Below are 13,042 nucleotides of genomic sequence, written 5' to 3'. Positions count from 1 at the left end.
CCTAGATGAGCCGTTCCGCTTTTCGGTTCGAGGAAGAGAATGACTGCTTTTGTCGACCTGGGCGCCTGGCTCGCGGCCGAGCCGGCGGACGCCGCCCTGAAGGACGTGATCACCACCATCGCGGTCACATGCGCCGAGATCAGCGGTGTCGTCGCATCTGGCGCGCTCTCCGGGAGCCTGGGCGCAGCCGGCAGCACCAATGTCCAGGACGAAGAGCAGAAGAAGCTCGACGTGATCACCAACGACATGCTGAGCGAGGCGCTCAAGGCGTGCGGTCCGGTCGCCGGCCTAGCGTCTGAAGAGCTGGAAGAGATCGAGCCAACCGGGCGTGTCGGCGGCTATCTCGTGACTTTCGATCCGCTGGACGGTTCCAGCAACATCGACGTGAACGTGTCGGTGGGGACGATCTTCTCGGTTCTGCCGGCGCCGACCGGCGATAAGCCGACCGAGGCTGATTTCCTGCAACCGGGCCGTAACCAGGTCGCCGCAGGCTACGCCGTGTATGGCCCGCAGACGATGCTGGTGCTGACGTTGTCGAACGGCGTCAACGGCTTCACGCTCAGTGGCGATGGCCGCTGGTTGCTGACCCACCCCAATCTCGCGATCAAGCCGGACACCGCCGAGTTCGCGATCAACATGTCCAACCAGCGCCATTGGGCGCCGCCAGTGCGCCGCTATATCGACGGCTGCCTGCAAGGCAAGGATGGCGCGCGCGGCAAGAACTTCAACATGCGCTGGGTGGCCTCGATGGTCGCCGACGTTCACCGGATCATGATGCGCGGGGGGGTGTTCATGTATCCCTGGGACGCGCGCGAGCCCGACAAGCCGGGAAAGCTGCGTCTGATGTACGAGGCCAATCCTATGAGCCTCTTGGTAGAGCGGGCCGGGGGCAAGTCGATCGAGGGTACGGGAGATATCCTCGACCTCAAGCCCGGGCGGCTGCATCAGCGGGTTCCGGTCATGCTGGGCTCGGCGAACGAGATCGAGATCATCCGCGGGGAGATGCGCGCGGGGTAAGCGGCGTCCGATCTTGTCGTCTCAGCGACGCATGGCTCGAATCCTCGCGACACGCTAGGTTCGTCCGATGCCCGCCGACGGTGTCACCTCCATCGCCTCGAACGCCTTCCTGGGCGTCGATCGCTCCCTGAGTGGTCGAGCCTGGCGCGAGCGACCGGCCGATCTGGCGGTGGTTCGAGAGATCCAGCAACGGCACGGTTTGATTGAGCCGCTTGCGCGCGCCCTGGTTTCGCGCGGCGTCAACCCGGACCAGGCCGAGCACTATCTTCGCCCGACGCTCAAGGCCCTGTTTCCGGACCCGTCCAGCTTCACCGACATGGACCGGGCGGCCGAGATCCTGATCGATGCGCTTCAGCGCGGACGGCCGACCATGGTCTTCGCCGACTACGACGTCGATGGCGCCACCAGCGCCGCGCAGCTGGTTCGCTGGTTCCGCTACATGGGCGTCGAACTGCCGATCTATATCCCGGATCGTCTAACCGAGGGCTATGGCCCGAGCCCGGCGGCCTTCCGTAAGATCCGCGACGGCGGCGCCGAACTCGTCGTGACCCTGGACTGTGGCGCGGCGGCCTATGACGCCATCACTAGCGCTGGTGAGATCGGTCTGGAGGTCGTCGTCATCGACCACCACCTGATGCGCGAGGATCCGCCGGCCGCCGCCGCCGTGGTCAATCCGAACCGTCCCGGATGCCGGAGCGGGCAGGGGGTTCTTGCCGCCGCAGGGGTGACCTTTGTCCTGCTCACGGCGTTGAACCGAGAGGCGCGCAAGCGCGGCCTCTTTACCGATGAGCGGCCGCAGCCAGATCTTCGCCAATGGCTGGACCTCGTCGCCTTGGGTGAGGTTTGCGACGTCACTCAGTTGGTCGGGTTCAATCGCGCGCTGACCGCCCTAGGTCTCAGGACGATGTCGGCCTGGGCCAATCCTGGCCTCAAGGCGCTGTTCGAAGTTGGAAAGGGCTCAGGCGAGCCTTCGGTGTTCCACGCCGGGTTCATTCTTGGGCCTCGCATCAATGCCGGCGGTCGTGTCGGGCGGTCTGATCTCGGCGCCCGTCTCCTGTCCACCGACGATCCGCTCGAGGCGCGCGCGCTGGCTGAGGAACTCGACAGCCTCAACACCGAGCGCAAGGCCGTGGAGGCCGCCGTCGTCGAGGAGGCGGCCGCGATGCTGGAGCGCGGCAGCAACTTCAACCCTGACGCCCCGGTGATCGTGGTGGCGGGCGACGACTGGCATCCAGGCGTGATCGGCATCGTGGCGGGGCGTCTGCGAGAGCGTTATCGCAAGCCGGTGGTCGTGATCGGGGTCGATCGGGCGGCCAATGTCGGTAAGGGATCGGGACGCTCGCAGCCGGGTGTGAACTTGGGCAAGGCGATCCAGGACGCGTTCGAGGCGGGCCTGCTGATGGCCGGGGGTGGGCACGCCATGGCGGCGGGCCTCTCGATTCGGCCCGAGATGATTCCGGAGCTCCGGGCGTTTCTGGAGGAGCGCCTGGCGGATGAGATGGAGGCCGTGGGGGTCGAGGCCGTCGAGGTCGACGCCTTGGTTCAGCCCCGATCGGCGAGTCGGGCGCTGCTGGATGATTTTCAACGCCTTGCGCCGTTCGGCCCGGGAAATCCCGAGCCGCTGTTCGCGCTGACTCAGGTTCGGCCGGAGCGTGTCTCGGCGCTCAAGGGCGGGCACGTGCGCATGGATCTCGTTGGGCCGACCGGAGATCGCATCAAGGCGATCAGCTGGCGCAGCGCCGAGACGCCGCTGGGGCAGCGGTTGCTGGCCGGCGGCGGCCCCTTGGATGTCGTCGGCAAGCTCAAACCTGACGACTATATGGGCCGCAACGGCGTGCAGCTCGAGATCGAGGACGCCCACGATCCGCGAGCGCGCTATACGGACTAGCGTTTTTGGGCGTGACGCCCGCTTTGGGACGCGTCCCAGGGCTATGTTGACGGACTGAAAAAAGTATCTTGGAGCGGGTTGCGCACCCCAAACGGCGCGGCTATACACCCGCTTCCTCGCGGGGCCGTGGTCCCTTCGTCTATCGGTTAGGACGCCAGATTTTCAATCTGGAGAGAGGGGTTCGACTCCCCTAGGGACTGCCACCCGCGAGGCATATAACGGCTACCTTCCGCTCCGGCGGTAAAGTGGTCCCTTCGTCTATCGGTTAGGACGCCAGATTTTCAATCTGGAGAGAGGGGTTCGACTCCCCTAGGGACTGCCATCTCCGGCTGTATCTCAGAATTATTTCCGCATGGTGGCCGCGACGAAATGTCGCGCATCGCCCTTGCGCGCCGTTTTGACGTGATTTCGTCATTGACGGTTCTCCTCACGCGAGAACACTGTTCTCGTAGTGCTCGCTCCGATGGGCTGATTGGGCGAGCCAGAGGGGTGGGATGTCTGGTTACGATTTTGAGGACGCTGCGGCGCACGAGGAGTTCGTGCGCATCAGCGGTAAGGTGAAGTGGTTCGACGCCGGCAAGGGCTATGGGTTCATCGTACCGGATGATCCCGGGCAGACCGGGCTTAAGGACGTGCTTCTGCACGTGACGTCGCTACGCAACTGTGGCCGCGAGACGGCCATGGAAGGCGCCGTCATCGTTTGCGACGTGGTGCGGCGGCCCAAGGGCTGGCAGGTCAGCGAGGTCGTCAATCTCGATGAAACCAGCGCGCCATCGCCGCTGGAACGTCAGCGACGGACCTTCGCCGAGGGGCCGGTGAGGCGTGACGGCTTGCGTGACAGCCATGGTCGCGGCGCCCTGACGCCGGAAGGTCCAGCGGAACACGCGAAGGTCAAATGGTTCAACCGCACCAAGGGCTATGGCTTCGTCATTCGCGACGCCGAGCCTGGCGATATCTTCGTGCATATCGAGACCCTTCGCCGAGGCGGTCTTGAGGACCTGCAGCCTGGCGATGACGTGCTGGTGCGGTTTGCGCGGGGTCCCAAGGGGCTGGTCGTCGCTGAGATCACGGCGGGCGACGCCTGACTTTCGCCGCTTCGTGTTGAAAGCTAGTCTCGTCAGAGACTGGCTTTGCATGAGGTGACGGGTGACCGAGTTGATGATCGAGCGGCGGGCTCTGGTGGCCGGATTGGCGCTGGCCGCCGTTGGCGGACGCTCGGCTTTTGCGGCCAGCAAGCTGGAGACGGTCGAGATCGTCACCAGCCGCGGTCGCGCGCGCTTCCAGGTCGAGATCGCCGCGACAAAGGCCGAGCAAGAGCGGGGCCTGATGTTCCGCAAGTCGCTCGCCCCGGATCGTGGGATGCTGTTCACTTACAAGCGCCCGCAGCCGGCGGCCTATTGGATGAAGAACACGCTGATCCCGCTGGACATCATCTTCATCCAGCCCGACGGCAAGGTGCTTTCGATCGCGCGCAACGCGCGGCCCCATGACCTCACGCCGCTGGCCTCGGGCGGTATGGTGCTGGGCGTCTTGGAAATCGCGGGCGGTCGCGCCGCTCAGCTCGGCATTCTGCCCGGAGATCGCGTGTTGCACCGCATCTTTCCCAAGTGAGCTGCGCGCCTTTGTTGATCCGCGCGCCGAACCCCTGTAGAGCAGCCGCCTGCCGATGTTTCGGAGCGTAGCGCAGCCTGGTAGCGCATCTGTTTTGGGAGCAGAGGGTCGCAGGTTCAAATCCTGCCGCTCCGACCATCGGTAAGGTACTTTGGGAGAGGTCCATGCTGGCCCGCATCTATCGCCCCGCCAAGAACGCCATGCAGTCCGGCAAGGCCAAGACCAAGGACTGGGTGCTGGAGTTCGAGCCGGCGAGCGCGCGCAAGCCCGATCCGCTGATGGGGTGGACGACTTCCAGCGACATGAACGGTCAGATCCGCCTAACCTTCGAGACCCGTGACGAGGCTGTCGCCTACGCCCAGCGCCACGAGATTGCCTTTCAGCTCTTCGAGCCCAAGACGCCGAAGCGCATCCTCAAGGCCTACGCCGACAATTTCGCGGCCAACCGCAAGCAGCCCTGGACCCACTAGGGCGACTGCGGATCCAGCCGGCGAGCGCGCGCCCTTAGCTCAGTTGGATAGAGCATTCGCCTTCTAAGCGAACGGTCGCAGGTTCGAATCCTGCAGGGCGCGCCAATCCCGTACAAAACCCGGCACCGCTAGAGCCGCCGATTCTACGCCGTTGTTCGACGCGATGGTGCGCAGCAGTTCCACCCGCGATCCGCAGATGCGGACCTCCATTGGGGACACCAGTTCAACCTTCTGCGCGACGGCCCGGATCAAGTCGCGCCGATAGGCGCCATCCGCGCTTCTGAACATCTCGCGCGTGGCTTCCGCGAAGCGGCGCAGCAGGTCGGGGGTCAGGGCGGGCGTGATCTTGTCGATCGCCGCCGCCGCCCGTTCAGCGTCGCCCTCGGCCGCGTCGCGGATCGAGGTGAGTTCCGCGATCCGCTGTTTCAGCGTCCGGTCGGTGGGATCCGCGATGCCGTGTTCGATGGACTGGAAGAGTCTTTGAAGGCGCTGGTTGGCTTCTGTCGCCCGCTTGCGCAGGTCGCCGACATGGCGGTGGCGGCGCTCGATCCACTCGGAGCGTCGGTCGAGGATGTTGTCCATCATCGTCGCCAGACGCTCGGGATTGAGCAGGCGATTCTCCAGGTGATCGATAACCGTGGCGTCGAGCATGTCCATGCGCACCGCCATGCCGTCGCAGCCGGCGGTTCCCTGGCGGGCCTTGGTGCAGCAGGTGTAGTAGCGATAGGCGCCGCCCTTGCCGGTGCGCAGGGTCATGGCCTTGCCACATAGGCCGCAGAAGCAGATCCCGCCCAGCAAGATCGGGCTGGTGACGAACCTTGGTGGCATGGCCCTTGGATTGCGCCGCGACATGGCGCGCTGCACGGCGTCGAAGGTCTCTTGGTCGATCAGCGCGGGAACCGGCATGATCACCGCCTCGGAAGCCTCCTTCTGTTCCTGGCTTCTGTAGTGGCGCGTGTTGAACCGGTGCTCGCCGATGTAGCTGGTGCGCGTCAGGGTGTGATGCACCGTGCCGACGCCCCAGCGTCCGCCGCCGCGTGTGTAGATGTGGTTGTCATTGAGATAGGTGGCGATCGCCTTGACGCCCATCGGGCCGCTGCCGTCGATGCCGTTGAGCGCCAGGCGGAAGATCTTGCGTACGGTCTCGGCCCCGATGGGATCGACTTCCAGCCTCTTTTTCACGCGATCGCCACGCTGCTCGGCGGCCACCACGCGATAGCCCAGCGGGGGATGCGAGCCGTTCCAGAAGCCCTGGCGGGCATTCTCCTTCATGGCCCGCAAGGTGTGCTTGGCATTCTCCCGCGACTGGTACTCGTCGAAGAGGTTCATCATCTGCCGCACCATCACCCCCATCGGGTCGTCGCCGACCTCCTGGGTGATCGACACGATGCGCACGCCGTTCTTGGCCAGCTTGCGGGCGTAGAACTCAAACAGGAACTGGTCGCGGAAGAAGCGTGAGAACGAGTGGACCAGGATGACGTGGAACGGCGGCGGCTTGGTCAGGCCGGCATCGATCATTCTCTGGAAGGCCGGACGCTTGTCGTCCGTGGCCGTGTTGCCCGGCTCGATGAACTCCTCGGCGATGGGCCAGCCCTTGGCCTCGCAATAGGCGCGCAGCTGGCGGCCCTGGTCGGGAATGGACAGGTCGCTTTCGGCCTGCCGTCCGGTCGAGACCCGAAGATAGAGCGCCGCGCTGGGCAGGGCGGGCGGAGGAGGCGTCTTGCGTTTGGCCATCGGTCGATTGTCCCTGCGGATCAGGGCAGGGGTCCGAACAGCTCGGCCAGCACCTTCTCCAGATAGGCCTCGGTGATCTGGATTTCGGCCTGGCCAATGGGGACCTGACCGGACCAATCGTCCGTGACCTTGAGGGGGACACGCGGGGAGGGGGGCGCGGGTAGTCGCTCCGGAAATATATTTAGGTAGTCGAAGAAATCAGGGGGCGTGTCAGGCGTCGGAAGCTTCCTGGGCATGCGATAGGCTTGCGCTGATCGCCCACGACCGCAAAGTCGATGTCGCTTCGTTCGTACCCTGGCGTGCAAAGACAGGCGTTCGGCGGTTCCAACGCCTGGCTCCGGCTCGCCTTTCGGCGAGCCTGCGCGCCTTCGGCGTCGGGTGAGCCCCCGGCGGTCACGCTCGGTCCCGCGGCTTTCGCCGCTCCCTCGGGCGCGACCCTGCGGGCAGGCCTTGGCCTGCCGCCGGCGGCTCGACGCCGCTTCCCGCCACGCGCAGTGCGCGGGCTCCTTGCAGGCTTCATCTTGGTGGGCGGCCTGGTGGCCGCGCGGCTTAGGGCTCCGCCCTCGGCGCGCTTCGGATCGGCTTCCGCCCAGCTTCGGCCGCTGGCGCGGCCTGCAGCCGGGTCCCCGCGAAGCCGCCCCTCCGCTTGCACACCCGGTCTCGCCGACGGGCGCCGGGGTCAGGCGCGCCTTTGCGCCTGACCCCGAACCCCTGAGGAGAGACTTCGATGACCGAGCAAGAGCATGTCGCCGCGATCGCGGCCTTGAATGACGCCTGCCGGGCCGAGCCCGGCGCGGGCTGGATGCTAACGGCCGGCGTCCAGGCGCTGGGCGCGGCGGCCGTGGGCCACCTGGTGGCCGCCGTGAAGGACTTCGACGCCTTCACCGACGACAACAACCCCCACGGCGAGCGTGACTTTGGCGCGTTCGAGCTGGGCGGCCAGCGCCTGTTTTGGAAGATCGACTACTACGACCTGGACCTGTGCATGGCCTCGCCCGATCCGGCCGACCCGGCCGTGACCAAGCGGGTGCTGACCCTGATGTTGGTCGAGGAATACTGACGACAAGCGCCGCCGCGCCCGGTGGGCGCGGCGGGCGGCTTACGAACCTTGACCACGGCGGGCCCGGCGCGGCCGATCCTTTGGGATCGGCCGCCTTTTGCTCCGACGGGTCACCGGCGGGCTTGTACTCGCGCGCCGGGCGAGTAGGATTCGACATCGCTGGCGCTCAATCGGTGGATTTCATCATGGTCGAGTGGATCGCGGGCTTGGTGCTGCTCGCCATAGGCATCGCGGGCATCCTGTGGATCGAACGCCGGCGCTTTTACCGGCGCAATCCCGCCGGCCTTCAGGTGTATCGGTCGTTCGGCGCCTCGCTGACGACCGGGACGTTCGAGACCGTGGCGCTGCTGATTTTCAGGCTCGTCGCCCTGGCCGGTCTCTCGGGGCTCGCGCTTGGCGCCTTCAAGACGTTCGGGTGAAAGCTGCTCCCACGCGACCGGCTATGTCATGAGCGAGCGCCTTGATGGGTATGCAGGCGACACGAACCTCAGCGTGACCCTGATCGACCGGAGGTCGCCTGCGCCTTGTTCGAACGCTGAATGGCGCCGGGGGCAATGTCGCGAAGCCCAACCCGGCGCCGCCTTGCGCGTCATCCGTTGACGGCGTCCTTCAGCTGCTTGGCCGGCGTGAAGGCGACCTTTTTGCTGGCGGCGATCTCGATGGTGGCCCCGGTCGAGGGATTGCGGCCGGTGCGGGCGGGCTTGGCCTGGACCTTGAACTTGCCAAAGCCTGGGATCGAGACTTCCTCGCCCTTCACGGCCGCTTCGGTCAGCGACTTGAAGACGCCGTCGATGATGGCCTTGGCCTGGGTCTTGGTCAGCTTGGGTTCGGCGGCGATGGCGGCGTCGACGAGATCGGAAACGTTCATGGCGGCTCCTGGTGTGGGAATCGAAAACCCGAGCCTGCTTCGCCTCGGCGAGCCTGTCACCTTTCGTCGTGGCCGTAGGTCGCCGCCTCGATTTCATCGAGCACAGCCAGGTTAGCGCGCTCCCACCCGTCGGCGCCCGTGCGTAGGGCCTCCCGAACCTTGGCGATCCAGGCCGCGTCGGTCACGGGGTTCTCGGCCAGCCGGCGCAGGGTCTCAGGCGAGATCTCACCCTCCGCAGTCGACAGGTGTAGCGCTTCGTCTTCAGCGGCGGCCTCGGCGTCGCTCTCACCCCGATCGGAGACGGCCAACGCTTCGCGACGGAGGGGCGGGCGCAGCTTGGTCTCGTCGAGCGGCCAGGTGCGCCAAATGTCCTCGCGCGAGACGCCTCGCGCCTTGGCCCGGTGGCGCGCGACGGCGTCCATCATGGCCGGGTCAAGGGCTGGCCGGTTCCAGGACTGAGCGCCCATCAGCATCATGAAGGGTTCTGGATGGGTGAGCACGGTGTAGACGCGATCGACCACTTCGATCATCAGCGCCTTCATCTCCTCGTCGTCCAGTCTCGAAAGGCGCGCCCAGGGGATGTCGCCGTAGGGCGTCACCACCTTCACGTCGCTGTAATCGCCCGTGGCGCTCTCGGGCGAGATCCCCGTGTGCAGTTCCTCGAGCCGGGAATTGCGCACGGCGGTTTCCACCAGGGCCAGGGTGAAGGCCGCGCGCCAGTCGTCGTCCGAGGTCTTGGTCTTCCGGGCCATGGCCGCGTCTATAGCACGCCCATCGCCTGGCGGCGTGCCGACGCTGTAGCGCTGTCGGAGCGAGGGACCATCTCTGCGAAGGCCGAGCCTGACGGCCGGCCATCCCATGCAACGGGAGCCTGGCCCTGTTGCGGCGCCTAGGGCGGGACCGTCCCTACGAGGGTCCATCTCTGCGAAGGCCCGATCCGATTGGCGGGCGGCGAGGTCATGTCGCGGTAGGTGCCTGCCCGAAACGCGCGGCTCGCAGAAAACACGCCTTGTCCTTGTCGCCGGCCGCTTGCGCGGCCGGGTGGCTTGGGGCTCCGCCCCCGGCGCGCTTTGGATCGGCTTCCGCCCAGCTTCGGGCGACGCGTGAAGAGCGGGACGCCGTCAAGGACGCCCTGCAGCCGGGTCCCCGCGAAGCCGCCCCTCCGCTTGCACCCCCGGTCTCGCCGACGGGCGCCGGTTTCAGGCGCGCCTTGCGCCTGAACCCCAGCCCCCAAGGAGGCAGACATGACCACCCAGCAAACCCCGGCCCCGCAAGCGGCCCAGACCCCGGCGGGCCTCGTCGTCCAGTACGGCGAAGTCCGCGACATCCCCCTCAACCGCCTCAAGGCCTCGCCCAAGAACGTCCGCCGCGTCGGCCATAGCGCCGAGGTGATCGAGTCCCGCGCCGCTTCGATCAGCCACAAGGGCGTGCTTCAGCCGCTCGTCGTCGAGCCCGAGTTCAAGGATGGACGCGAGACCGGCTATTATCTCGTCAGCGCGGGGGAGGGGCGCCGCCAAGCCTTGCGCCTGCTGGCCAAGCGCAAGGCGCTGGCCAAGGGCGCGCCGGTCCGGTGCGTGGTCGACGGCGCTCTAGAGCGAAGGTCGCATTGGGATAAGACCAGCCACAGCCTTCTGGTCGGAGCGATCCTTCACGTTCTCTACGCCGAAGAGGACAAGACGCTAGCCGGTGTGGCCAACTTCCTGGCCGATCCGCGCAGGACGATCGAAGCGACCCTGCGGGCCATGATGGCTACCCCGCACCTGGGTGACCGCGTCCATCCCGTCGTCGCCAGCGCTGCTCGCGAGCTGCTGAACAAGAGCGAAAACGAGCGATCAGGCGTCCTGTCCACGGCGATGAGCTTTCTGGGGCTCTACCGCGATCCCATCGTCTCTGCGGTCACCTCCCGCTGCGACTGGTGGATCGACGACCTCGTCACGCCTGGGCGGCCGGTGACGCTCTATCTGGTCGTGCCGCCGTCGGACATTAGCCGCACGCGGCCGTTGATCCGGCTGATCCTCAATCAGATCGGCCGCCGGCTGACGGAAGGTCTGGAGTTGGCGCGCCATCGGCCCCGTCTACTGCTGATGCTGGACGAGTTTCCGGCGCTGGGGCGGCTCGACTTCTTCGAGCAGGCCATGGCGTTCATGGCGGGATACCGCATCAAGGCCTTCCTGATCGCGCAGAGCCTGAACCAGATTGCAAAGGCGTACGGGGAGAACAATTCGATCCTCGATAACTGCCACGTGCGGGTCGCGTTCTCGACAAACGACGAGCGCACCGCGCGCAGGATCAGCGACAGTCTCGGCACCGCCACCGAGATGCGGGCCATGAAGAACTACGCCGGGCACCGGCTGTCGCCGTGGCTTGGCCACCTGATGGTCAGTCGCCAAGAGACGGCCAGGCCGCTGCTGACGCCGGGCGAGGTGATGCAGCTGCCTGCCGACGAGGCGCTCGTTCAGGTCTCCGGCGTGGCTCCGATCCGGGCCAGCAAGGTCCGCTATTATCTGGACCAGGATCTAAAGCTTCGGGTTTCGAGTCCGCCGCGCAAGCCCTCGATCCTGGTGCCGGCCGAGGTGTCGGCCTGGGCCGCCATCGCGGCGGCACGCATCCATGGAACGGGTGGATCGGCTGAAGACGCGAGCGAGGGCGGCCTTCGCCTCGAGCCGGAACTCGATGCCCCGGTGGCCGACGCCATGGATGCGGATCCTGTCGAGCCTGAAGTTGAGCCTGACCTGGACGCCGACGAGTCCGTCCAAGCCGAGCAGTCGCGCCGGTTCAGGGCTGCGGCCCGGATCGCGGCGCTTGATCCCGATGATGGGATCCCGCTGTGAAGATTCAGACGAAGGTCTTTTTGGCACGGGATCTTTCGCTGGCGTTGGACGCGGCCTCAAAGCGGATGAGGCGGTCAAAGTCGGAGATCGTCCAGGCAGCTGTAGCGGCCTATCTTTCGCCGGACGCGGACGAGGCAGCAGAAGCTGCAGTTACCCGGCGTCTAGATCGGATGAGCAGGGAGTTGGAACGGCTCGGCCGTGACCTCACGATCTCCAACGAGGCGATCGCTCTGTTCGTGAAGGCCTGGCTGACAGCGACTCCGGCCCTGGCCGCGGGCGATCAGAAGGCCCAGAACGCGAAGGGGCAGGAGCGATATGTGGGGTTCCTAGAGGCGCTTTCGCGTAGGCTGGCGTCTGGCCGACTATTGCGCGCAGAGGTGCTGCAGGATCACGAGGCCGAAACCTGACTCTTCTCTGACCTAGGAAGGGGCCGCTTTCCGGCAGCGGCCCATCTCGATGACGCTTGTGAGCGTCGAGCCCTGGACTAGAGCCGGGCTAACGAGCAGGAACTGCATTCCGATTTTCGGCCGTGATCGTGCGCGGTTCAATCGAACGTACTCGGCCTCCTTGAGGGTCATCCGCCACGTCCTGCATTCGTATGGCACGATAGCTCGACGATTCTCCCGGACGCCAATGCTCGATCTCCCGACAGACTCTGACCTCGCTAGATTGGAGGCTATGGCCGCCCAGCTGGAAGCCAGCGGCCGCTATCGCCTACTGCGCAGATTCGAGGCCTGTACCCTGCACGTCGGCGCCGACCCCGCCAGCCTCAAACGCGGGATTTATCTGGACACCGAGACCACGGGCGTGGACACCCGCCGCGACGAGATCATCGAACTGGCCATGGTCCCGTTCGACTACGACCCAGACGGCCGCCTCTGCGCGGTCCACGCCCCGTTCGTGGCGCTCAGCCAGCCGTCCAAGCCGATCCCGGCCGAGGTGACCCAGATCACCGGCATCACCGACGCCATGGTCGAGGGCCGGGCGATCGATCCCGAAGAGGTCGCCGCCTTCATCGCCGAGGCTGTGATCGTTATCGCCCACAACGCCGCCTTCGACCGCCCGTTCGCCGAGCGCCTGACCGAGGCCTTCAAGCTCAAGGGCTGGGCCTGCTCGATGAGCCAGGTCGATTGGAAAGGGGAGGGGGCCGAAGGGACCCGGCTCTCCACCCTCGCCAGCCGGTGTGGTTTCTTCTTCGACGGCCACCGCGCCGAGAACGACTGCCTGGCCGGCTTGGAGGTCCTCGGCCGCCCCTTGAGCGACGGCCGCACGGCCCTGGCCCACCTCCTGCAGGCCGCGCGGTCCCCGACCTGGCGCATTGTCGCCACCAACTCGCCGTTCGAGCAGAAGGACAAGCTAAAGGTCCGCGGCTACCGCTGGAACGGCGACGACGCCACCGGCCCCAAGGCCTGGTTCATCGACGTCGCCGAAGCCGACCGCGAGTCCGAACTCCTCTTCCTTGCCCAGGAGATCTACGGCTACGACCCCGACCTCGCTCCCCGCCGGATCACCGCCTTCGAGCGGTTTTCCGAGCGGGGGTGAGATTGCCGAGCTGGATGCATC

General features: G+C 66.3%; 13 protein-coding genes and 4 tRNA genes. 14 read left to right on the top strand and 3 right to left on the bottom strand.

The window, feature by feature from the left end; genetic code table 11:
- The first annotated feature begins 39 nt into the window (after nt 1–39).
- From CSW63_RS13840 to CSW63_RS13800, 9 genes are all read left to right on the top strand, one after another.
- A complete protein-coding gene (locus tag CSW63_RS13840) occupies nt 40–1,017 on the top strand; it encodes a class 1 fructose-bisphosphatase (RefSeq protein ID WP_062099522.1) in 978 nt (325 codons plus the stop codon).
- 67 nt (nt 1,018–1,084) lie between these two features.
- Nucleotides 1,085–2,905, top strand: coding sequence for a single-stranded-DNA-specific exonuclease RecJ (gene recJ, locus CSW63_RS13835; RefSeq protein ID WP_062099523.1), 1,821 nt, complete (start codon nt 1,085–1,087; stop codon nt 2,903–2,905).
- Nucleotides 2,906–3,033: 128 nt separating this feature from the next.
- Nucleotides 3,034–3,108, top strand: a tRNA-Glu gene (locus CSW63_RS13830).
- A 44-nt stretch (nt 3,109–3,152) separates the two neighbouring features.
- Nucleotides 3,153–3,227, top strand: a tRNA-Glu gene (locus CSW63_RS13825).
- 172 nt (nt 3,228–3,399) lie between these two features.
- The gene (cspD, locus tag CSW63_RS13820; protein WP_062093951.1) at nt 3,400–3,990 is read left to right on the top strand and encodes a stationary phase survival cold shock domain protein CspD; all 591 of its coding nucleotides are present in this window, start codon (nt 3,400–3,402) and stop codon (nt 3,988–3,990) included.
- A gap of 73 nt (nt 3,991–4,063) precedes the next feature.
- The gene (locus tag CSW63_RS13815; RefSeq protein ID WP_062093959.1) at nt 4,064–4,516 is read left to right on the top strand and encodes a DUF192 domain-containing protein; all 453 of its coding nucleotides are present in this window, start codon (nt 4,064–4,066) and stop codon (nt 4,514–4,516) included.
- Between the two features lie 61 nt (nt 4,517–4,577).
- A tRNA-Pro gene (locus CSW63_RS13810) sits at nt 4,578–4,654 on the top strand.
- Between the two features lie 26 nt (nt 4,655–4,680).
- Nucleotides 4,681–4,986, top strand: a complete 306-nt coding sequence (locus CSW63_RS13805; RefSeq protein ID WP_062093952.1) for an ETC complex I subunit — start codon at nt 4,681–4,683, stop codon at nt 4,984–4,986.
- Nucleotides 4,987–5,014: 28 nt separating this feature from the next.
- Nucleotides 5,015–5,091 (top strand) — tRNA-Arg (locus tag CSW63_RS13800).
- Here the strand turns inward: CSW63_RS13800 and CSW63_RS13795 are convergent.
- Complete coding sequence (locus CSW63_RS13795; RefSeq protein ID WP_099503976.1) at nt 5,050–6,720, bottom strand: recombinase family protein; 1,671 nt, start codon at nt 6,718–6,720, stop codon at nt 5,050–5,052. The two genes, CSW63_RS13800 and CSW63_RS13795, sit on opposite strands and share 42 nt — an antisense overlap.
- Nucleotides 6,721–7,447: 727 nt before the next feature.
- Between CSW63_RS13795 and CSW63_RS13780 the strand changes: the two genes are divergently transcribed.
- Both CSW63_RS13780 and CSW63_RS13775 read left to right on the top strand, forming a co-directional pair.
- Nucleotides 7,448–7,780, top strand: coding sequence for a DUF3768 domain-containing protein (locus CSW63_RS13780; protein WP_099503375.1), 333 nt, complete (start codon nt 7,448–7,450; stop codon nt 7,778–7,780).
- 185 nt (nt 7,781–7,965) lie between these two features.
- Complete coding sequence (locus CSW63_RS13775; RefSeq protein ID WP_127846977.1) at nt 7,966–8,199, top strand: hypothetical protein; 234 nt, start codon at nt 7,966–7,968, stop codon at nt 8,197–8,199.
- 170 nt (nt 8,200–8,369) lie between these two features.
- On the opposite strand, the gene CSW63_RS13770 is transcribed toward CSW63_RS13775, so the two are convergent.
- Both CSW63_RS13770 and CSW63_RS23550 read right to left on the bottom strand, forming a co-directional pair.
- On the bottom strand, nt 8,370–8,648 hold the full coding sequence (locus CSW63_RS13770) for an HU family DNA-binding protein (RefSeq protein ID WP_099503379.1): 279 nt from the start codon (nt 8,646–8,648) through the stop codon (nt 8,370–8,372).
- 56 nt (nt 8,649–8,704) lie between these two features.
- Nucleotides 8,705–9,400, bottom strand: coding sequence for a hypothetical protein (locus tag CSW63_RS23550; RefSeq protein ID WP_210408488.1), 696 nt, complete (start codon nt 9,398–9,400; stop codon nt 8,705–8,707).
- A 492-nt stretch (nt 9,401–9,892) separates the two neighbouring features.
- On the opposite strand from CSW63_RS23550, the gene CSW63_RS13760 reads away from it, so the two are divergent.
- The 3 genes from CSW63_RS13760 (at nt 9,893) to CSW63_RS13750 (ending at nt 13,021) form a co-directional block, all read left to right on the top strand.
- Nucleotides 9,893–11,479: a type IV secretory system conjugative DNA transfer family protein gene (locus CSW63_RS13760; protein WP_099503381.1), complete on the top strand. Its 1,587-nt coding sequence runs from the start codon at nt 9,893–9,895 to the stop codon at nt 11,477–11,479.
- A gap of 170 nt (nt 11,480–11,649) precedes the next feature.
- A complete protein-coding gene (locus CSW63_RS23795) occupies nt 11,650–11,886 on the top strand; it encodes a hypothetical protein (protein ID WP_246842023.1) in 237 nt (78 codons plus the stop codon).
- 226 nt (nt 11,887–12,112) lie between these two features.
- Entirely contained in the window at nt 12,113–13,021 is a 909-nt protein-coding gene (locus tag CSW63_RS13750; RefSeq protein ID WP_099503383.1) for a 3'-5' exonuclease, read from the top strand.
- Nucleotides 13,022–13,042 lie beyond the last annotated feature (21 nt).

Origin of the sequence: Caulobacter sp. FWC26, from assembly GCF_002742645.2 — a bacterium.
GTDB lineage: Bacteria > Pseudomonadota > Alphaproteobacteria > Caulobacterales > Caulobacteraceae > Caulobacter.
This window is presented reverse-complemented; position numbering and strand designations above follow the sequence as displayed.

Excerpts from the sequence above, each read along its gene's own strand:
- recJ (WP_062099523.1), top strand. The coding sequence starts at position 1,085 with ATGCCCGCCGACGGTGTCACCTCCATCGCCTCGAACGCCTTCCTGGGC.
- CSW63_RS13750 (WP_099503383.1), top strand. The coding sequence starts at position 12,113 with ATGCTCGATCTCCCGACAGACTCTGACCTCGCTAGATTGGAGGCTATG.
- CSW63_RS23550 (WP_210408488.1), bottom strand. The coding sequence starts at position 9,400 with ATGGCCCGGAAGACCAAGACCTCGGACGACGACTGGCGCGCGGCCTTC.
- CSW63_RS13775 (WP_127846977.1), top strand. The coding sequence starts at position 7,966 with ATGGTCGAGTGGATCGCGGGCTTGGTGCTGCTCGCCATAGGCATCGCG.
- CSW63_RS13840 (WP_062099522.1), top strand. The coding sequence starts at position 40 with ATGACTGCTTTTGTCGACCTGGGCGCCTGGCTCGCGGCCGAGCCGGCG.
- cspD (WP_062093951.1), top strand. The coding sequence starts at position 3,400 with ATGTCTGGTTACGATTTTGAGGACGCTGCGGCGCACGAGGAGTTCGTG.
- CSW63_RS13770 (WP_099503379.1), bottom strand. The coding sequence starts at position 8,648 with ATGAACGTTTCCGATCTCGTCGACGCCGCCATCGCCGCCGAACCCAAG.
- CSW63_RS13780 (WP_099503375.1), top strand. The coding sequence starts at position 7,448 with ATGACCGAGCAAGAGCATGTCGCCGCGATCGCGGCCTTGAATGACGCC.
- CSW63_RS13815 (WP_062093959.1), top strand. The coding sequence starts at position 4,064 with ATGATCGAGCGGCGGGCTCTGGTGGCCGGATTGGCGCTGGCCGCCGTT.
- CSW63_RS13805 (WP_062093952.1), top strand. The coding sequence starts at position 4,681 with ATGCTGGCCCGCATCTATCGCCCCGCCAAGAACGCCATGCAGTCCGGC.
- CSW63_RS13760 (WP_099503381.1), top strand. The coding sequence starts at position 9,893 with ATGACCACCCAGCAAACCCCGGCCCCGCAAGCGGCCCAGACCCCGGCG.
- CSW63_RS13795 (WP_099503976.1), bottom strand. The coding sequence starts at position 6,720 with ATGGCCAAACGCAAGACGCCTCCTCCGCCCGCCCTGCCCAGCGCGGCG.
- CSW63_RS23795 (WP_246842023.1), top strand. The coding sequence starts at position 11,650 with ATGAGCAGGGAGTTGGAACGGCTCGGCCGTGACCTCACGATCTCCAAC.